At 56.8% G+C, this 20,289-nt stretch carries 13 protein-coding genes and 2 pseudogenes; 8 read left to right on the top strand and 7 right to left on the bottom strand.

Annotation, left to right across the window (positions count from 1 at the left end; translation table 11 throughout):
- Positions 1-51: 51 nt before the first annotated feature.
- The 3 genes from ACEE09_RS03970 to ACEE09_RS03960 are packed head-to-tail and all read left to right on the top strand — an operon-like array spanning position 52 to position 1,803.
- Complete coding sequence (locus tag ACEE09_RS03970; protein ID WP_449082275.1) at positions 52-1,119, top strand: GTP-binding protein; 1,068 nt, start codon at positions 52-54, stop codon at positions 1,117-1,119.
- 52 nt (positions 1,120-1,171) lie between these two features.
- Positions 1,172-1,294, top strand: a complete 123-nt coding sequence (gene ykgO / locus ACEE09_RS03965; RefSeq protein WP_449082273.1) for a type B 50S ribosomal protein L36 — start codon at positions 1,172-1,174, stop codon at positions 1,292-1,294.
- Positions 1,295-1,329: 35 nt separating this feature from the next.
- Entirely contained in the window at positions 1,330-1,803 is a 474-nt protein-coding gene (locus ACEE09_RS03960; RefSeq protein WP_449082271.1) for an acyl-CoA thioesterase, read from the top strand.
- A gap of 41 nt (positions 1,804-1,844) precedes the next feature.
- Here the strand turns inward: ACEE09_RS03960 and ACEE09_RS03955 are convergent.
- A pseudogene (locus ACEE09_RS03955) lies at positions 1,845-2,045 on the bottom strand (IS110 family transposase); the annotation flags it as partial.
- Between the two features lie 149 nt (positions 2,046-2,194).
- Here ACEE09_RS03955 and ACEE09_RS03950 point away from each other — a divergent pair.
- Genes ACEE09_RS03950 through ACEE09_RS03940 form a run of 3 tightly spaced genes read left to right on the top strand, consistent with a single transcriptional unit; the run spans position 2,195 to position 5,384 of the window.
- Positions 2,195-2,491 (top strand): hypothetical protein, encoded by a 297-nt coding sequence (locus ACEE09_RS03950; RefSeq protein ID WP_449082269.1) that lies wholly within the window; start codon positions 2,195-2,197, stop codon positions 2,489-2,491.
- A 31-nt stretch (positions 2,492-2,522) separates the two neighbouring features.
- Complete coding sequence (locus ACEE09_RS03945) at positions 2,523-4,724, top strand: hypothetical protein (RefSeq protein ID WP_449082267.1); 2,202 nt, start codon at positions 2,523-2,525, stop codon at positions 4,722-4,724.
- 9 nt (positions 4,725-4,733) lie between these two features.
- Entirely contained in the window at positions 4,734-5,384 is a 651-nt protein-coding gene (locus ACEE09_RS03940) for an ABC transporter ATP-binding protein (RefSeq protein ID WP_449082265.1), read from the top strand.
- An 82-nt stretch (positions 5,385-5,466) separates the two neighbouring features.
- Here the strand turns inward: ACEE09_RS03940 and ACEE09_RS03935 are convergent, their stop codons facing one another.
- Positions 5,467-5,967 carry an SRPBCC family protein gene (locus ACEE09_RS03935; RefSeq protein ID WP_449082263.1) on the bottom strand — a complete coding sequence of 167 codons (501 nt, stop codon included), beginning with the start codon at positions 5,965-5,967 and terminating at the stop codon, positions 5,467-5,469.
- Between the two features lie 252 nt (positions 5,968-6,219).
- Positions 6,220-7,587: pseudogene (tgt, locus tag ACEE09_RS03930) on the bottom strand (tRNA guanosine(34) transglycosylase Tgt); the annotation flags it as partial.
- Between the two features lie 216 nt (positions 7,588-7,803).
- Between tgt and ACEE09_RS03925 the strand changes: the two are divergent.
- Positions 7,804-9,627, top strand: a complete 1,824-nt coding sequence (locus ACEE09_RS03925; RefSeq protein WP_449082261.1) for an ATP-binding protein — start codon at positions 7,804-7,806, stop codon at positions 9,625-9,627.
- Positions 9,628-9,647: 20 nt separating this feature from the next.
- On the opposite strand, the gene ACEE09_RS03920 is transcribed toward ACEE09_RS03925, so the two are convergent.
- On the bottom strand, positions 9,648-10,910 hold the full coding sequence (locus tag ACEE09_RS03920) for a glycoside hydrolase family 76 protein (protein WP_449082259.1): 1,263 nt from the start codon (positions 10,908-10,910) through the stop codon (positions 9,648-9,650).
- A 117-nt stretch (positions 10,911-11,027) separates the two neighbouring features.
- On the opposite strand from ACEE09_RS03920, the gene ACEE09_RS03915 reads away from it, so the two are divergent.
- Positions 11,028-12,338 carry an MFS transporter gene (locus tag ACEE09_RS03915; RefSeq protein ID WP_449082257.1) on the top strand — a complete coding sequence of 437 codons (1,311 nt, stop codon included), beginning with the start codon at positions 11,028-11,030 and terminating at the stop codon, positions 12,336-12,338.
- A gap of 14 nt (positions 12,339-12,352) precedes the next feature.
- Here the strand turns inward: ACEE09_RS03915 and ACEE09_RS03910 are convergent, their stop codons facing one another.
- From ACEE09_RS03910 to ACEE09_RS03900, 3 genes are all read right to left on the bottom strand, one after another.
- The gene (locus tag ACEE09_RS03910; RefSeq protein WP_449082255.1) at positions 12,353-13,462 is read right to left on the bottom strand and encodes a pseudouridine synthase; all 1,110 of its coding nucleotides are present in this window, start codon (positions 13,460-13,462) and stop codon (positions 12,353-12,355) included.
- A 61-nt stretch (positions 13,463-13,523) separates the two neighbouring features.
- Complete coding sequence (locus tag ACEE09_RS03905; protein ID WP_449082253.1) at positions 13,524-14,411, bottom strand: DNA-formamidopyrimidine glycosylase family protein; 888 nt, start codon at positions 14,409-14,411, stop codon at positions 13,524-13,526.
- 144 nt (positions 14,412-14,555) lie between these two features.
- A complete protein-coding gene (locus ACEE09_RS03900) occupies positions 14,556-20,228 on the bottom strand; it encodes an Lhr family helicase (RefSeq protein ID WP_449082251.1) in 5,673 nt (1,890 codons plus the stop codon).
- Positions 20,229-20,289: the final 61 nt, after the last annotated feature.

The following is a 20,289-nucleotide window of genomic DNA, read 5'->3' as shown; positions in this document are numbered from 1 at the left end:
GCGTGAGGAGGGGCACCACTATATTGCGTATGAGAATCGTTCTCATATATTATGGCTGGTATGCCCCTCCTCGTCCTATCTTCTGCCAGCCTGCTGGCCCGGAGCGTTGCCGCCGATGCCCTGCGCGCCAACTACCCCACGGCCCCCTACATCCAGCTAGACGCCCACGTCGAAAATGGGGCAGGCACCACCATCACCACCCGCACCTACGCACCTGCCCAGACAGAAGCCACCCAAGAAACCGCTGTCTACCGCAAAACCCAGTGCACCAGCTGCGCAACCCGAACCCACCTAAGCCACCTGCCTGATAGTGGCGAACTGGTCCTTATCGCCCTACCCATTGGTGTCTCCCAGGCGAGTGTTGTGCACCCAGACGACGAAACCACCGGCCACCCCATCACCAGCTGCACCCTAGCTCTCATTGCAGATGACCTAGAAGATGACCTCTGGGACGGCAACTCCCTCACCGACCGCGGCCTCACCGGCTCCTGCAGCGACGATCGCACCCCCGGCGAATTCCTCATCTCAGAACTAGCCTACGCAGACACCGTCATCAGCGTCAGCAACTCCCTACTAAGCACACAAACCGCTCAGGAAACACAAGAGAGAACTGCCGACCTGCTCAGCCACCTGGCCCCCCACGCCCACCTGATCACCGACCCCTCCCAGCCCTTCACCTGCGCTGCTTACCGGGCCGGGGCCGTCACCTCCCGCCTAGTTCCCGGGCACTTAGCAACCTGTCACCCCCAAGCCCAAGAAGCCGCCCAAGGGGCAGAAACCTGCGGGCATCTACACGGGCCCAACTTCACCTCAGCAGTGCTCACCGCAGACTCAATCCTCGATACCCAAGCCTTAGCCCAGCACCTACCCCACATCGTTGAAGGTGCCTGCCGGGTGCGTGGCCACGTCTGGCTCACCGACCACCCGCAAGAACGCGTAGCAGTTGAAGGTATCGGCCCCACCGTCTGGCTTCAAACCTGCGGCGAATGGGGGCCAGATATACCACCGCGCAGCATCATCGTGGTCACCGGCGACGACCTGGACCCCGACCACCTCCAAGACATGCTCAATCAGTGCACCATCGATACCGACGCACTGAGCCGCCAGCTTCTCCACTAGCCACCCCATAAAACCGTGCCCACCAGGGCACCCCACCAGAAAGAAGAAGACCATGAAGGTTCGTAACTCTATCCGCTCTCTCAAGAAGATGCCCGGCGCCCAGGTTGTACGCCGCCGCGGCCGCGTCTACGTCATCAACAAAAAGAACCCCCGCTTCAAGGCCCGCCAGGGTTAAAGCAAGCCAGCAGAGGGAAGAGTAGAGTAGCAGCTATGCACAGCTTTACTTTTCATATTCCTCTGCGCTGGGGCGATATGGACGCCTACGGCCACGTCAATAACGTGACCATGATGCAGATCCTCGAAGAGGCCCGCGTGGCCCTCTTTGGCCCGCCACCCTCGTCCGGTGACCCTGCCCTACATGTGGGGGAGGGAACTGACGGCCAGGCGGGGCGGGCATCCGCGCCACTACCCCTGTTTGATACCCTGCCTACCGGCACTCAGGCCCTGGTTGCTGAGAACTACGTCAAATACCGTAGCCCTCTAGCCTACCGGGGCCTGCCTGCACGGGTAGAGATGCAGGTCAGTAAGGTAACAGCCGCATCCCTGGTTATTACCTACGAGCTCTTTGACTCGGTGACTGGCGTCCACTGCGTCTCAGCGAGCACCACCTTGGCCTTTTTCAACACCGAAACCGGCTCCTTGGTGCGTCTGAGCGCCGAACAGCGCAAGCGACTAGCCGCCTAGGCTGCTAAATCCCTTTTTTGGGGGTGCTTCTATAGTTTTCGTCAAGCCCCCACCGACACACGAGACTCATAAAAACACCCATCCCTAAGCATCGCAAACAAAACATTCAACCGCTTACGAGCCAACGCCATCACGCACCTATTATGCCGCTTACCCTCATCTCGTTTCCGGTCATAATAAAGCCGCGATGAAGGATCACCTTTAATCGAAGCAAAAGCAGATAAGAAAAGCACTCTCTTAAGGGCTCAGTAGATTAAAAACTTACTAAGAGGGATATCTTAATAATTCTTAACTCATGCACTGTTAGAATTTATAAGCTGCTACAATACATGTTGGCGCTAGCATGGTGCTACTTATTATTTATTGAGAAATTACAAAGGAGTTAATTTAGATGAGGAATAAAGTTCTAAAAGTAGTAGCAGGAGTTTCTTTAGCACTTGCAGCCACTTCAGGTATCGGAACGGCTGCTGAAGCCGCAACTGTATATTATAAGGGCAGTGCAGTGAGCTGGGATTATGGGCGCAGCTATGGTGTCAACAGCTACTCTAGCGTCCAAAGCGGTGCATATGAACACTCCGCAACTGCAAATACCACCTTTTCGGGATGGAAGCGGCCAGGTGTTCAGGCAACAGCTGTTCAATATGTTGGTTGGAATCTGGCAACCGCCTACTGGAACTGCCGCGGTTAATTAAACAAAACAAAAGGAAACAAGTAGTACCATGCCCCATGCTCTTAAATATTGTGTCAGCGCCTTACTGCTGTTGCTAGCTATTGTGAATGTAGCTCTTTTCTCCGTCATACGAGCAGACGGTTATGAGAAAGCAATCACCAACTATCTGGATCAGGGGAGGAGCTTTACAATCTCAGATTTAAGCTCCGACCAAGTTGCTCAGGTTGAGAGGTATTTAAACGAAAAAATTCTTCAAGAGCAGGCAGCTCTCATAAGAGCAGATAAAAAACTATCCGCTGCCGATGGGTCAGCTGACGGAACCCATCTCGGCCTACTCGCCGACCCCAACAATCTTAGTAAGTTGCCAGAGCTAAACTATTTGGGTGTAAGTATTCTGAATACTGAAAATATGGCGTCTCTCCTAGTATCTAATCAAGGGAAAACTCTTGGACTCTACACAGTAGAAGAAAATACCCTGCAGGAACTACCTGAGGTTATCTTCGGGCCAAATCTGAGCGTAGGAAAACTTTCAGACATGGTGGAGGAAACGGATACAATTAATGGGCAATACTTCCTGTACGGTTTTAGTGAAGATGATTTTCATGTTTTCCTTCAAGAACTCTCAGCGATAAGTGGCATCAGCCAAGATAAACTTTTAAATCCCCTCTCCGGGAGCAATCAGAGTACTAGCTTATTGCCTATATTTATTCTCATCTCGCTACTTTCAGTATCCGCCCTATTTACTTTAGTTCTCTTTGTCTATATTACTCAGGGTACAAAAGAGCTTGGAGCCTATCTCATTTTAGGCTGGTCAAAAACTAACTACTTAATTAACCTCGCCAAGCCTATAGTCTACACTTTTATACCAGCCTCACTGCTAACGGCTCTCGGCAACTGGTTTACCGTAAAAGATTTCGGAGTAAATCTTGCGATGCTTCCCGGCATGATTTACCCTCTCATGCTTACTATTGGTATTACTATTACTAGTTTTTTTCTGTCATCGCTGCCTGTATTAGGCGTAAAGCCTATTCATGCGGTTCGCGGTTATAAGCCACAAAAGGTCTTTGCAGTTCTCTTAGCCTTAGGGTTTATGACAACCACAGTAGGGCTTTACGCTACCGCATCATTTCTTGATGCTCCGCTCAAAGAAGTAAATAAAATAGCTACAGTGCAAAAAGAATGGGACAGCGTTGCCGACCAATATATTCTTTACTCTCAAGCTACCGGTTCAGATAGCGTGAGTTTCACTGGCCAATCCACAGATTTAGCTGAAGATTTCTACGAGTGGTATACCTCAATTGAGAAAGAAAACGGTGTGTCGCTGGTCAATACCTATTACATAGACCAGGAACTCCTACAACAATGGAAGGCCCTCGGTGAAGAAACCCCGAATCGGGAGTTCTGGTATATGGCAGCTTCTCCTAGCTACCTGTACAAAATTGGTATAGAAATTCCACCAGCTACTCTTCAGCGGGCTGAAACCGGGGAACAAGTATTCTTGCTACCCAAACATTTTAGCTCTCAGGATAAGTCCTCATTGACTAACTGGCTGGAACAAGAAGCCCAGCGGAAGGGGAATGCAGAGCAAAATATAACCACAGCTTTTACACAGAATCCGAGGACCTATGTTGAAGACTATTCTCTCGATAGTGAGATTTTTACTTGGAGTACTGACCCAGAAAAAGAGTTCCTTAGCTCTGATGTAGTTATTTACGTTGCAACAGCTGCTAACATGACCTACTTTGAGACAGAGAGCTTAGTTGCCTCTGGACTAGCAGATAGTTATATAAAACTTTCAGACGAAGCAGTTCAGAAATATACTTCTCAGTCTTATTTGGAGCGTTTCGACCTAGATGATAACCAGCCTATCTTCATTTCGTCTAAAAGCTTTGTGGCTGGTCTGCAGAAGAGCATATACCAGTACCTCCAATTTTTCGGTACAATAACGTTGCTCCTTGGGCTTATCGTCATTTTTGCACTAATAGCATTTGCTATGCTTTATTCACTTATTTTTCGAAATTATATAGCCGTTTCCAGGTTGTTAGGCCACTCCCTTTGGTCTTCTTTCAGATTGACTTTCTTACTCGTTATTTTGATAAATATGCTTGGTCTGGTGGCTATGATTGTTATCGGATCGCGAGTAGGATCGCTCGTTTCTCTTTTGATGCTAGCTGGGCAGCCCGCGCTACTGTACATGCTTTCTAGGAAATTTGCTTACTCACATATGGTGAGTCTTATCAAGGAATCGTAGGTAGATAATATGAAAAATTTTCTTGAATTTTCGAATATTTCAAAAAGTTTTGCTGGAAGGACAGTACTTAATAAAATTTCATTGCAGGTTCCAGAAGGTGGCTCTTTAGCAATCATCGGTAAGTCTGGGTCAGGAAAATCAACGTTGCTTAACATTATCGGCCTACTCGAGTCAGCAGATTCAGGTACCTTGCATCTGGGAGGCGAAGCAGCACCTGGAGTCCATTCTCGCAAAGCAATGCTACTCCGCCGCAACACTATCAACTATCTTTTTCAGAGCTTTGCTCTTATTCCTTCTCAGACTGTAATGCAAAATATTTTGATGGGTATGAATTATGTAAACCAATCGAAAATTTGGAAAAATAATCGAATCATGGAAGTGCTTCAACAGCTTTCTATAGAACATCTTGTTCATCAAAAGGTAGCTACTTTATCAGGTGGAGAACAACAGCGAGTAGCTATGGCTAGGTGCCTTCTAAAGCCTGGAAAATTGATACTGGCTGATGAACCAACCGGCTCTCTAGATAAGGAACTTGCTATGGTAGCTATGAATGAGATGCTTCACCTCCATCGTGCATATGGTAAAACTCTTGTAATCGTTACCCATGACCCCGAGGTAGCGCACATGTGCGATCGAGTTTTTGAGCTTAAGGCCTCATAACCTGAGGCCCCTAGTAAAAGTGCACGTGCCCTGCTATCAGCGGAGGGCACGTGCACTTTTAAATGTAAGCGTGAGAAGGTATCTAGGCTGAAAGCAACTTGGCCAGCTTACCGAAGGAGCCCTGCCAGGAGGCCAGGGTCTGCTCGTGCACACCGGCAGGTAGGGGCCCCTGGGTGAGCTTGAGAATTGTACCCTCGCCGACGCCGTCCTCGGTTACGGCGGTACCTGCCTCCAGCTCAAGGCGCAAACCAATCAGAGTATCTGAGGGCTGGCCGGACGGGGTAGGCAAAGCCTCCCGGTACTCGATAGTGTGGGGCTCAGCTAAGGTCACAAACCGCATGTACATGGGGGCCTGGAACTTAGCCTGATCCTTATGACGCATGACGAACTGCTTGCGGCCACCAATCACCGGCTCCAGGGTCAGGGTGTTGGGAATGATCTTCCAATCAGCAGGCCCAAACCACTTAATAAAAAGTGCCGGGTTAGTAAAAGCCTCAAAGACCTGCTGCGGGGTAGCAGCGAACTCGTGGCGGTAGGTGATGGTCTCCTCAGGTGTGAGGTCTTCAATCTTAAAGTCGTTCATACTCTACTTTTCCTTGCTGGTGCTCTTGGTCGTATCGGCCTGGTCGGTTTCATGTGGGTCGTTCTTAGCCTGCGCGGACGCGTCCGCCCCAGCATCCTGCTCCTGGGCTGCCCTCTCAGCTGCCCGGCGGGCCTCAGCCTCAGCCTTGGCCTTCATGTTAGCCTCCCAGCGGGCCTGGGCAGCGGCAGCCCGCTCAGCCTCCTTAGCGGCCTTACGGGCAACTGCCTCCTCCTGGGCCTTAACCTGGGCGGCCTTCTTAGCGTAATACTTACCTAAGAACTCATCGCGGTAGTCAAAATATTCCCCCGAATCAATGGCTGCGCGGGCATCATCGACCATCTTCACAATAAACCGCTCATTATGAATCGAGGCCAAAGTAGCGGAGAGACGCTCGTCGGCCTTAAAGAGGTGGTGCAGGTAGGCGCGGGTGTAATGAGTGCAGGTGTAGCAGTCACAGCCCTCAAAAATGGGGGAGAAATCAGTGCGGTAGCGGGCATTCGTCAGGTTGACCCGCCCGCCAAGGGTATAGACAGCCGCGTTACGGGCCACACGGGTGGGAGAGACACAGTCGAACGTATCCACACCGTTTTCAATGCCGGTGAAGATATCGTCAGGTTCCGAAATGCCCAGCAGGTGGCGGGGCTTGTTCTCAGGTAGCTCCTCGTTGCACCAGCGCACAATGGTGCCCAGGTTTTCTTTCTCTAGCGCCCCGCCCAGGCCAAAGCCGTCAAAAGGCATGGCACCCAGATCACGGCAGGCCTTACGGCGTAAATCTTCGTACTGGGCACCTTGAATCACACCAAAGAGAGCCTGGTAGGGTTTCCCCACTCGCTCCGCGGTCAGGCGCTGATGCTCAGCAATACAGCGCAGGGCCCACAGGCGGGTACGTTCCAGGGCCTCTTCCTGGTAAGGGCGGGAATTATAGAGAGTGGTCAGCTCATCAAAAGCAAACATAATGTCAGCACCAATCTGGTGCTGAACCTGCATGGACACCTCAGGGGTGAAGCGGTGAATATCGCCGTTAATATGGGACTTAAAGTTCACCCCATCATCATCCACATGGGCCATGCGCTCTTTACCCGCCGCCACATCATCATCACCGATGGGGCGGCCGTCCGCGCCGGTAGCACCGGCCACGGTACCCATATCAATCACCTTTTTGAAACCAGAGCCCAGGCTCATGACCTGAAAACCCCCAGAGTCGGTGAAGGTAGGCCCATCCCAGTTCATGAACTTACCCAGGCCCCCTGCAGCATCAAGGACGTCCGTGCCCGGCTGCAGGTAAAGATGATAGGCGTTAGCCAAGAGGGCTTGGGCACCTAAATCTTTCATGGCCTCAGGCAGCACAGCCTTGACTGTTGCCTTAGTGCCGACCGGGGTGAAGGCAGGGGTGGCAATATCGCCGTGCGGGGTGTGAATGAGACCGGTGCGGCCCAGAAAAGCTCCACCGTTAGCGTCAATCTGTTGGCCGGTGGGCTGGGCTGTATCAGCCAGACGGTTGCCTAGTTCAAAAGAAAAAGTGGGGTCAGAAAATTCGGTATTGAGCACGGGCACAAGTCTACCGGGTGAGTGCGGAAGGAGGCTGTGGTCCCGCTTCTTGAGGGTAAGCGAAAGCTTCATAGGTATGCAGGAAGAACATACCTATGAAGCTTTTGGAGACATTCGGTGGTGTGGGGTGCGAGCTTAGCGTCAGGGATTGTGGGTATCTTAATGGTGCAGAGGTGCAACAGGTAAGGCAGGCCTTGATTGCCCCTGCTTCGCTTCTGGTTACATCATCCTAAAAATTTTCATATCATATTAAAAAATGTTTGAGGAAGATAATTTTAGGATGATGTTATGTCGGTCAACACTGCGGCAATAATCCAAGGCCTACGTGCTCGAAGGTATGAAGGTCCAAAAATTGAGGTCAAAGAGGCTGTAGGTGGGGCCCCTAAGTCTATTCTTGAGACGCTCTCTGCCTTTGCAAATGATTCCGGAGGGACCGTTCTTCTAGGTCTTACTGACCCAGAGAAAGGGGTTCTTCCTGCCCCTAATTTTTCACCTGAGAGAGTCATGAGTCAGGTGGAAGACATGGTCAGAAGTGGTATAACCCCTCCTGTTAGCGCGGAAATTACCGTTGAGACCCTGCAAGACGGAGAGAGAATCGTTCGTATTGATGTTGAGGAAGGTAATTTAGCTGAGAAGCCTTATTACATTACAACAAAAGGCAGGTATGCGGGCTCGTATACCCGTCCAGGTGAGGGCGACCGAAAGCTTACCTCATACGAAATAGACAGATTGCTTGAGAACCGGCGTCAACCTTTACATGACCGTGAGCCAGTACTTGGGGCTAGCATCGAAGACCTTGATCCGGATTTAGTGAAAGGCTATCTTAGGGTAATTCGTGAGCGTGAGATGAGAGCCTTTGAGGGGCTGACCGATGAAGAAGCCTTGTTGAGGTCAAACGTTCTCGTTCGTTGCGGAGAATCCAAGAGAGTCGTTCCTACTCTTGCTGGTCTTTTAGCTCTAGGTTCATATCCACAAAGCTTCTTTCCGCAGCTGGATCTAACTGTAGTTGTACTTCCTACTCCCAATATTGGTGAAACAGCTCAGGACGGTTCGCGCTTTCTAGATAACCAACAGTGCTCAGGCGCCATTCCCTATATGGTAAGTGATGCAATCCGTGTACTAATTCGCAATATGAGGAGTAGATCTGTTATCAGTTCTGATGGAATTGGACGAGAAAACAGATATGAATATCCGATTGAGGTAATTAGAGAGCTTTTAGCAAATGCTCTGATGCATCGAGACTATTCTGAGCAGGCCAGGGGTGCGCAGGTTCAAGTTGAACTCTACCCTGACAGATTGGTTGTTCGTAATGCGGGCGGTATCTATGGCGCTGTGAATCCTGCTGACTTTGGAGAGTATGGGGTTTCATCCTCAAGAAATTCTGTACTAACCCGGATTTTATCGACAACGCCCTTACCAGACGCTGGGTATATGGTCGCTGAAAACCGAGGGTCTGGAATACCTAGTATTTTCCACTCCCTTAAGAACGCTGGAATGCAGATGCCTGCTTTTCGCGTGACTTTGAACGAAGTTGAGGTTACCGTCCCTCACTCTGCTTTGATGGGAGATGAAATCAAACAGTGGCTAAAACGCTTTGATGTATATAACCTTTCAGCAAATCAGACTCAGGTATTGGCTCTGATGCATTCGGGGCGGTCTGTCAGTAACCAGAACTTACAGGCATGGGGGATACATCCTGCTGATGCGACGAAAGAGCTATCTGATTTGGTAGATAAGGGGCTAATCGTAAAACACAGTGATCGGCGTTGGTCTACCTATTCGCTTCTGCCTGAGTATGAGCCTTCTTCATCGCCTGTTGATATCTCTCAAGAGAGAGACAAAACAGTTATTGAGCAACCAAAATCCGGTAAATCCAGCAGTATTGTGGCTCGTAGAACCGTTATCCTGGGTTTAGTTCTAAACAGTGAAGATGGCTTGTCGTCACAAGAAATTGTAGAAGGTCTCTCTGCCCAAAATATTAGTGTTTCTAGAGCTACTATCAATAACGATATTAACTACCTTATCAAAGCTGGCAATTTAGCCCCTACAGCGGCTGTACGAAGCAAGAATCGGAAATATACTGTGGGAGAAAGAATTACCGTAGCTGACTAAAACCTAAGATCTTGTCTATTCTAGAAAACCCGTGCCGCCGCTTCTAGCGCCATCCAGGCCTGCAACTGGGTTGATAAATCCACCGGCTGGGCAGGCTTGAGCACCTGAGAAATATGCCGGGTCACATCGGGTGAAAAGAGAGCCACTGCCTCCCCACGAATCTCAGTGGGATCAATACCCGGCTCATTCAAGGGCAGGTCGGGGTCGAACTCACGCCGACCATCCCAGAAAAGCTCGGCGGTGGCAAGGACGAGATCTCGCGCCTGATCACGCACACTCTGCGGCAAGGCGGGGTGGGTGGCAACCTCCGCAAGGTAACGCACCAGAATACCGGTAAAGAGCCCACCGTCCCCGGCACCCTGGGTTGCTAGAACCCGCAGAGTCTCTGCCTCAGAAATCTCAAAGTCACGGCCAAACTCCCGGTCAATGCCGGCAAGAACCTCAGCGATATGCTCAACCGGGTCAACCGCCAGCAGCTCAGCCCGCCCAGCATCAAGCACCGCCAGATAAGCCCCCAGCACCGGCCCCTGGTTATAGGTGTACAAGGCACCCTCTACCGAGGTGATCTCAGCCTGCTCACCCCGCCCAGTAACCCTAACCCCATCGAGGTAGAGCTTACGCTCTGCATCAAAGAGAGTGGCGTGCAACCAATTCAATAGGGCAGCTGCCTGCTCATACCGGTGAGCCCGCGCCAGAGCCAGAGCAATCGGGGCAGTAGCCGGGGTGTTCTTAAAATCGTGATCCTTGGACCAGAAAGCACCTCCACCCACCTCAGGGGTGCAGGCGGCTGCCAGCTCCCGGTAGAGCCGGGTAGCGGCGTCCTGAGCAGCAGAATCACCATCACCTTCTACCGCCAGTGCCAGCCGGTTGAGGCGCTCGCAGGCCAGGGTCAGCCAGGCCATGTCGTCGTAGTAGTGGTTGGGGTAGGAACCGAAGTTGCGGACCTGAATACCGCGTAGCACTGACCGGGCTTCTTGTAAGGAGGCCTGCGCCTGCTGCTGCCCGCCGGGGGCCCTGAGCTGGCGGAAACCAGCGTCAAGGAGGTTATCTAGCAGGTGAGCCTGCCACCAGTAGTGCCATTCGCTGTTGAGCCGGGTGCGGCGGTTGGTGCTGGGGTGGCTAGTGCGCCCCAAGAGGGTGCCAGGTAGCCCTGCGACCCGGTGGCCGAAGAGGCGGGTGACGGAGTGGGCTGCGGTGTGTGCCCGTTGCCCCAGGGCCTGACGGTGCTCGGCGGTTAGTGCTGCGAGCTGGTCGGGTGCGTGCTGCAGGTGCTTGGGGTGCATGGCGTCTCTTTCTGTGGCGCGTCGGCGGGCCGGGGCATGGTTGGTTTTAGTCTACCGTCTAGGGTGCCTAGTTGTGTCTGATGCGGGAGCGGGTGGTGAGGTGCTAGAGTATGGTGAATGCGCACCTCTTCTACTGGGCAGGTTTCTGCCGTCTGGATTTACCTCTCGTCTGCTGCCCTGTCTATGTTGGGCAACTCTATTGCCGGTATCGTCTGGCCTTGGCTGGTGCTGGAGCGCACCGGCAACCCGGCTGCTGCGGGTATCGTGGCTGCTGCGATTGCGGTGCCGTCGCTGGTTTTTGCCTATTTTGGTGGCAACCTGGTCGATAGCCTGGGCCGTAAGCCGGTGTCGGTGATTTCGGATATCATTTCGGGCCTGTCGGTGATGGCCGTGATTGCGGTTGATATGGTTTTTGGGCTGACGCTGAGCTGGTTCATCATCATCGGTATTTTGGGTGCGGTGGGTGATATCCCGGGTATGAGTGCCCGCGCTGCCCTGATGGGTGATGTGGCTGCGACCTCGCGTAAGAAGGTTGCCCAGATTTCTGGCTGGAACCAGGCTTTGAGCGGGGTCAGCTTCCTGGTGGGCCCGGCTGTAGCCGGTGTGCTGATGACGGCCCTGCCCATTGAGCAGGTCCTGTGGATTACGGCCGGTTGCTCCCTGCTTGCTGCTGCCCTGACCGCCTGCTTGCGCCTGCAGAAGGCGGGGGCAGGCGTCCTTACTGAGGGGCAGGACGCCCCCGCCCAACCGGGTGCGGACGGGCAGGTGCCAGCGTCCTCCCCTGAAGCCCCTACCGAAGACCCCCTCAAGGGGCTGGCGGGCTGGAAGAAAGCCCTGGGCTACCCGGTGATTCGTCTGCTGGCTCTGGATTCTTTGCTATCGATGGCCCTGGTGATGCCCTATCTGATGGTGCTTCTGCCCGCCCACTTCCAGGGGATTGACCAGCCGGGGCTGTACGGGGCATCCATGTCTGCCTTTGCCGTGGGCATGATGGTGACCAGTATGGTGGCGGGTAAGATTGTGCCTTTCCCCCGCCGGGCCTGGGTGGTGGGTATGGTCTTCTATACCCTGGCCTTCTTTGGCATGGCCTTGCTCGAAACTTCCTGGCTGGCCATCGTGGGCATGGGGATTTCCGGCTTGGGCGGGGGTATTATGAACCCCCTGCAGACCCTGCTGGTGATCGAGGGTGTACCCGAGCAGATTCGCGGCCGGTCATTCTCAATCTTTATGGCTATTAGCCAGGTGGCCGGGCCCATTGGTCTGGTAGCAACCGCAGCAATCCTGCCCTTTGTGACCATTTATCAGGTGGCCTGGGCCCTGGCGGCATTATGGCTACTGGTAGCTATCTACCTGGTTATTCGTGGGTTGCAGCTGCTCCCGGCTAGGAGCACTGAGCAGATAGTAGAGGCCGAACCTACAAGTCACTAGGAACCTGTAGGCCGCTATGATGCAGGCCCCACCGCTAGGGTGCGCCTGCTTCTGACCGTCACCACCTCACCAGTAAAAGGGTGGGGGAAAGTCAGCGACCTGGCCAGAAGCTGTAGGGGCAGGGCCGGCTCGTCCTCAGCAATGGGCAAAACGGACGGGTAGACTACATCCCCCAGGATGGGGGCCCCAGCCGCCGCCAGGTGCACCCGCAACTGGTGGGTCTTACCGGTATGCGGTTCCAAAAGATAGTGGGCCAAGGCAGTACCCGCCGCCGGAAGATCCAGGGCCGGGTTAGCCTCAGACACCGCAGGCAAGGTACCCTCAGCCACCTCAAAAACCTTCAGACAGGTAATACGAGACTGGGCGTTCAAGCCCTCAAAGGGGGCCCCCGATCTGCGGCGCTCACGCCTCTGAGCCTTAGTTTCTACCGGCAGGTGGGCTGTGTCACCGGGCAGAAGCTCAATACCGGTATGAGCTACCTGGAGGGCCCCATGCCGGTTATCAATACGCGAGCGCACCGTCAGGCTCTCACCCACCCCCAGACCGGGGATAGGGGCTGCAACCGCCTCATAGGTTTTGGTGGGTTCGCGGCGCTGGAACATGGTTTGAAAGGGGGCGCGGGCCTCAGGTGTCTTGGCGAAAAGTACCACCCCGGCTGTTGCCCTATCTAGGCGGTGAATGGGGATCAGGTCGGGGTTGTTCTCTCGTACCCGCAACTGGGTGAGGGCCGTGTGGGCTACAAAGGATCCGTTGGGGGTGGTGGGTAGGAAGTGGGGCTTGTCAATGGCTAGGACCCATTCATCCTCATAGAGCACCGGCATGTCAAAGGGTACGGGTTTCTCTACACCCAGTTCCCGGTAGTACCAGATCTTTTGCCCCGCCAAGGGGGCATTGGGGGCAACTGACTGCCCGTCGGCGTCCTTGACTTCTTTGCGGTCGAAGCGGGAGGTGAAAAGGGCTCGTTCGTGGGGGTAGAAGCGGGCCACCAGGTAGTCCAGTACTGTGCTTGCCCCTAGGGTGTTGTCTTGGGGGTTGGTTGCGTCGGGTAGCACGAATGAGACGGCGTCAATTCCCTGACGTTGGGGTAGGGGTTTGGGGGTGAGGTGGCGGTTGATTCGGCGCATGGGCTCTATTATCTCAGAGCCCTAGCAGCCCAGAGCCCTAGCAGCCCAGAAGCCTAGTGTCTTAGAGCCCCAGTAGCTCCTGGCAGCCGGGGCAGCGGAAGCTGATACGGTCGGTGTCTTCCTCACGGGCATAGAGGTGGCCTGCTGCGTAGCGGTTGGCCCCGGTGCCGGTGTCTGAAAGGTCCTCTTTGATGATGCTCTGCCCGCAACGGTAGCAGGGTTGGCCTGCGCGCCCGTAGCACCAGAGCGGTTGGGCGCTGGTGCGGGTCACCCGGTGCGGACGCCCGCGGTTAGCATCCAGTAGCAGGCGGGCGATAGAGACCACGGCGGCCACATCGGGTACTGCCCCTACGGGGGTGCGCGGGTCTATGCCGGCCAGGAAGCAGGTTTCTGCCCGGTAGATGGTGCCGATACCGGCTAGGTTTTTTTGATCGAGCAGGGCTATACCTAGGGGCCGTTGCGGTTGGGCGGTTAGGTTGGCTACCGCCTGTTCGAGTGACCAGTCGGGGCCCAGCAGGTCAGGGCCTAGGTAGGCTAGCCGGTCAGTTTCTTGGCTGGTGGGGAAGACTTCTAGCAGCCCCAGGGTAAAGCCCACAGCTTCTACCGGGTGGCTGCCTGGGATTACCTGGCCCTTGTTGTCGAGTCGGGCGTTGGCCTGGATGAGGGCTCGCACCTGGTCGGCAGGGCGCCGCCATTTCTCTGGTGCGCCGGTTTCGGTCAGCCCGTAGAGGTGCCAGATGCCGTCCATTTTCAGGTGGGAGTGTACGGTCATCTCACCGATTCTGAGCAGGATATGTTTGCCCCGGGCTAGGGCCCCGTGGATGGGCTGGCCTGCTAGGTTAATGTCGGCGACCTGGGGGTAGCGTAGGTCGGTGCTGTGGGCAGTTCTACCGGCTAGGGCGCGGTGGAGAGAGCGGGCTTGCCGCCATACGGTATCGCCTTCAGGCATGGTGAGCGCCCCTCCTTAGGTAGCAAGAAATGACCCGTCTGCTAAAGAATGTAGGGGGGCGCTTGGGTGTGCCCCCGTTGCTCACAGTGTAGACCAAACTCGGGGTTAAAGGTGTTTGCCCTCTCTGGGAGAAACCCTGGGGTTTTAAGCGTAATCCTTCCTCATGCGCAGGCCACGCGGGGTAGCGTAGAAGCCTGCGGCCAGTAGGGCCCGGCGCAGGGTGAGCACCGGGTGCTCACCAGTGTCTGCTGGTGCCTGCGGCTTGTCAGGTTCAGGGGGCAGGGGGGCAGGAGAGCTGAGCACATCTACTCCGCCTGCGGTTTCAATGACGATTTTGTCGGCTACCCCGGCGCGTACTAGCTGGCCGATCAGGGGCGCGGACGCCTCCACCTGCTCCGGCTGGTCAGTGAAAGGTAGCAGGGTTTTACCGCCGCGTTCTAGGTAGAGGGTTAGTTGCCCATCGACCAGGATGACGACGGCCCCTGCCTTACGCCCGGGCTTGTGTTTGATGGGGGTGCGGTGCTCATCCCAGGAGACAGGGGCAGGCCAGGGCAGGGCGGCCCCGTAGGGGTTGGCTGGGTCGGTGGCTGCTAGCAGGAGTACGGTGTGGTGGGTAGATCGGACCGGGGCGTAACTGCCGGAGACAGGAGAGCTGAGAGAAGTAGCCGAGTCGGGGGCAGCGTCCTGCCCTTCACCCTCAGCGGTGCTCTCTGCCGCGCGGAGCCTATCGACGGTGGCAGAAGTGGAGAACTGGGCAGCACCTAGACCCTCAATGAAGTAGCCGCGGCGGGCCAGCCCCTTCTCCTCAGCAGCAGAGAGCACCCGGTAGATGCCGGCAAAACCCCCAGGGGTATCTTCTACGGCTACAGCCCCACGGGTGAGCACCCCGTAGCGGTCCATGAGCAATTCGGCGCGGGCAGCTGCTGCCACAGTGCTATCGAGTGGTTCAGCGTCAATACGCGCCCACCGGCCACTATCGATAGGGGCCACCTGGGCGGATACTACCGGGGCCCGGCCCACACCCACACCCAGGCGGGAGGCTGAAAGGCGGGAGGCTCCGCGGCGCATACCCACTGACCGGGCCCGCGGGGTGGGGGCGGCAACCTTGTGGGCAGAAGCCCCACCTGAGATAAGGGCCCGAACTGGGGCGAAAGTATCACCGGTGACAAGCCCTGCCCACACCAGGTTCCACAGGGCGAGGGAAATCTCCTGGGCAGTCGGTGGCCTATTGCCGTGCGAGGTGGCAAGAGCTGAGAGCTGGGTTTGAATCTGGGCGAAAAAGAGACCACCGGTGAGCAAGTCATAGAGGGTGTTTTCTAGGGCGCCCAGAGCGGCCAGCGCCTCAGCCCGCTCCACTTCATCAGGCAGGGTAAGGGCGGCGGTTTCACCCAGATGCAGGGCCACCCAGCCGTCGTCCCCGGCTAGCTGCCCGACGCCCGTCCAGATAATGTCACCGGCGCTCATGGCCGAATCAAGAAGGGCAGGGGTGTAGTCGCTGATGCGGGCCTTGAGAATAAGAGGTTCCAGGGCAGAAGCTGGCACCCTCACCCCGGCCAGCTGGTCAACAACGGTCAGCAGGCCATCGTAGCCGGTGAGCATAGTGCTCTCATCCCGGCGGACGGTCACCGGCTGGGCTGGTGCCCCAAAAGTGCCGGGTGCGGCGGTGGTTTCGGTTACCTGCCAGGAGCCTACATGCTGCCAGGGCGGTAAGAAGCGGGCATAAGTGTGCGGGGCGACCGGCTCAACGTCCGCGCGGAGGGCCGCCAAGGAGCGGGAGCGCAGGGTACGCAGGACCGAGGCGTCCACCCATTCAGTCCCAGCCAGGTAGGCGGGGTCAGTGGACCCGGTGCGGGCGGCAGCTAGCTCGGCCCGTAGCTCTTCGGGCAGGAATTCGCCGGAGATAACGCGCCGGTCGGTTGCTAGAGTGCGCAGGGCCGTATCAACCACCGAAACTCCCAGCCCGAGGGTCTCAGCGGCTTGGGCTGCAGTGAAGGGGGCGTGGGTGCGAGCATAGCGGGCCACCAGGTCAACCAGGGGAGCCTCAACCGGTTCAAGGAAGGCCAGGGGAACCCCCATGGGCAGGGGCACGCCTAGAGCATCGCGCAGGCGGGCGGCGTCCTCAATGGCGGCGTAGAGTTCCCGCCCGTGCAGGCGGAAGCGCAGGGCACGCCCAGCCTGAACCAGGGCTTCGAGGTGTTCGGCGGCTTCGGTTTCTGTCAGGACGCGCTCGCCCGGCTTTTCTGCTGCTGCGTCGGGGCCGGGGGCGTTGGTGTTTGTCTCTGTGCCCTGATTTAGAACTACCCGCAGACGCTGGGCGGCCTCGGCAGCGGTGAGGGGGCCCAGCAGGCGCAGTAGGTCTGCTGCCCCTTCGGTTCCGCGTAGGCGGTAGCCCTCTGCGGTGCGCTGTAGGCGGGCCTCAGCGGTGCGAATGACATCTACATCTAGCAGTTCGCGTAGCTCGTCCTTCCCCAGAAGTTCAGCCAGGAGGGCCGGGTCTAGGGCCAGGGCTGCGGCGCGGCGCTCAGCGAGGGGGGAGTCCCCGTCGTAGAGGAATTGGGCTACATAGCCAAAGAGTAGGGTGCGGGCAAAGGGGGAGGGGTTTTCGGTTTCTACCTCGCTGATGCGCACCTTTTTGGTGTCAAGGTCTTTATGTAAGGCTGTGAGAGCTGGCAGGTCGTAGACGTCCTGCAAACATTCGCGGGCAGTTTCTAGCAGCAGGGGGAAGGTGGGGTACTTGCGGGCCACATCGAGAAGCTGGGCTGAGCGCTGACGCTGCTGCCACAGGGGAGTGCGGCGGCCAGGGTCTTTGCGGGGCAGGAGCAGGGCTCGGGCGGCGTTCTCCCGGAAGCGGGAGGCAAAGAGGGCAGAATTACCGACCCGTTCGGTCACGATGTCCTCAAGTTCGGTCGGGTCAAAGATGAAGAGGTCCGCCCCGGGTGGTTCAGCTTCCATGGCGGGAATACGCAGCACAATGCCGTCATCGGCGGCCATGGCAGAGGCATTGACCCCGTAGCGTTCTTCTGCCCGGGCGCCGACGGCCAGGGCCCAGGGGGAGTGCACGGGTATACCCAGGGGGGAGTGCAGAATCAGCCGCCAGTCGCCCAGTTCGTCACGGAAACGCTCCACCAGCAGGTGCTTCTCACTGGGCACCTGGCCGGTAGCGGCCACCTGCTCACCCACATAGGCTAAGAGGTTATCGGCAGCCCACTCATCTAACCCAATTGCGCGTAGACGGGTATGGGCTGCACCGGCGTCCTTACTGTTCTCCAGGGCTAGCTCTCGGGTAAAGGCACCCAGGGCCCGCCCCAGATCTACTGGGCGGCCTGGTGAGTCCCCATGCCAGAAGGGCAGCCGCCCGGGTATTCCGGGGGCGGGGGTGACGGTGACCCGGTCGTGGGAGATATCTTCAATGCGCCAGGAGGAGGCCCCCAGGGCGATGACGTCCCCGGCCCGGGATTCATAGACCATCTCTTCATCTAGCTCACCGACCCGCTTAGGGGCCTTGGAATCTTCAGCTCCTGCGATAAAGACGGGGAAGAGCCCCCGGTCAGGAATCGTGCCGCCGGAGGTCACCGCTAGACGTTGGGCACCAGGGCGTCCTTCAATGGTTCCGGCGTCCCGGTCCCAGATAATGCGGGGGCGCAGCTCAGCGAACTCATCGGAGGGGTACTTGCCGGCCAGTAGGTCGAGGGTCGCTTCGAAAGCTGCCCGGGGCAGGGTAGCAAAAGGGGCTGTTGCCCTCAGAGCCTCAAACCAGGCTTCTACACTAATTGGCCCCAGGGCGCAGGCTGCTACAGTTTGCTGGGCCAAAATATCTAGGGGGTTAGCGGGGATGGCCAGGGGCTCAATCTTCCCGGCTAGCATACGCTGGACGGTCACTGTAGCGTTGAGCAAATCGCCCCGGTGCTTGGGGTAGAGGTAGCCGCGGGAGACTTCCCCTACCTGGTGCCCGGCTCGGCCTACTCGCTGTAGACCAGAGGCAACCGAGTGGGGGGCCTCGACCTGAATGACCAGGTCAACATGGCCCATGTCGATACCTAGTTCTAGGGAGCTGGTGGCCACTACGCACCGCAGTTGGCCCGATTTGAGGGCTTCTTCAATGAGAGTGCGCTGATCTTTGGAGACTGACCCGTGGTGGGCGCGTGCCAGTACCGGTGGTGCCCCTGGCGACACCGTACCGTCTATCGGCTGTGCAGGTGGCTGTTGTGAAGGCAGGCGGCTGTCATCGGCTTCTAGCCGGGCGGGGGCGTCCTTGGCTAGGGCTTGAGCGAGCACATCAGCGAGAGCTTGGGGCTGGGCGCCGCCGGTGCTGGTGTAGCTACGCGCCCCTGTGGCGGTGCTTGCGGTTACTTCCCCTAGCTGCCCGCGGGCCTCAAGACGGCTCAGGTAAATTTCGTTGAGCCGGGCAGTGAGTTTCTCAGCTAATCCGCGCGAGTTAGCAAAGACAATGGTTGATCGGTTGGCCTCCACCAGATCAACAATGCGCTCTTCCACATGCGGCCAGATGGAGGCCTGGTAGCCGTTGAGACTTGCTGTCTTCTCCTTGGCCTGCCCTGGGGCCTGATCTTCTGGGGCGGGCGCAGTTACCTGTATTTCTTCAATGGTCAGCCTGTTCTGGGCAGGCTCCGGGGGTCTAGCTGCCGTCTCTTCACCAGGGAAGATACCCACAGCATCCCACAGGGGCTGGTCCTTGTTACCCCGCGCAGGGCCAGCTACCGGCCAGATACCCAGGGCATCTGCCAAGGTCACCCCCTGCGGTAGGGATTCTGCTAGTTGCACGGACGCCTCCGGCCGGGTGCCAGCGTCCGCTAGGGTATCGGTGGGCACCGCCCCATCATCGAAGGAACGGTACTCGAAGTCGGCGGCATCCAGGGAGCGAATCTGGGTGCGGGTGCGCTCGGTGAGCTTATCGAGGTAGGCACTTGAGATGCTGCTCTTGCTCACCGGTGCTGGTGGGGTCTTGCCCCCAAAATTATTATCGCCCTCACCGTAGGCGTTGGGGCCGCCCAGGGCCGTCATATCGGGCACCGGCACTGAGAGGGTTAGTTCCCATTCCTTAGCCGATGGTGGCCGCACAATCTGCACTGGAACACTACCGCCCAAAAAGCGGGCTACGGTTTCGACCGGCTCTACGGTTGCTGAGAGCCCCACCCGCTGGGCTGGGGTCTCAAGGATCTGGTCTAGGCGCTCAAGCGTCACTGCCAGATGGGCGCCACGTTTAGTACCGGCAACTGCGTGCACCTCATCAATAATGACCGTGTGCACCTTAGTGAGGGTGGAGCGGGCCTTTGAGGTTAGCATCAGAAAGAGAGATTCAGGGGTGGTGATGAGAATATCTGGCGGGTTAGAAATGAGTTGGCGGCGTTCCTTAGCTGGGGTGTCACCGCTACGCACACCCACTCGCACCTGCGGGGGTTCTACTCCCAGCTGCCGGGCCGTCTGGGCGATACCAATCAGGGGCGCACGCAGGTTGCGTTCAACGTCCACACCTAGGGCTTTGAGGGGAGAAATATAGAGCACCCGGGTGCCGCTATTTCTTGCCTGCTGCCCTTGGTTCCCCTTGGTGCCATCGTCTGCTTCTGCGCCGAGCCCTTCTGTCTTGTGGTTTTCAAAATGTAGGCGGTCAAGGGCCCAAAGAAAAGCTGAGAGGGTTTTACCCGATCCGGTAGGTGCCACAATCAGGGCGTGATGGCCTGCCGAGATGGCCTCCCAAGCCCCTGCCTGGGCTGCGGTGGGCGCAGAAAAAGCCCCCTCAAACCAGCGGCGGGTGGGGGCTGAGAAGAAGCTCAGGGCACGGGAGGTATCGGGTTTTACCATAGCCCCATTATCTCTTTAAAACGAGCAGGCCGGGCGCACCGGGCAACCCTTGGGAGATTAC

This window comes from Rothia sp. 88186D007BW, assembly GCF_053544215.1.
This window is presented reverse-complemented; position numbering and strand designations above follow the sequence as displayed.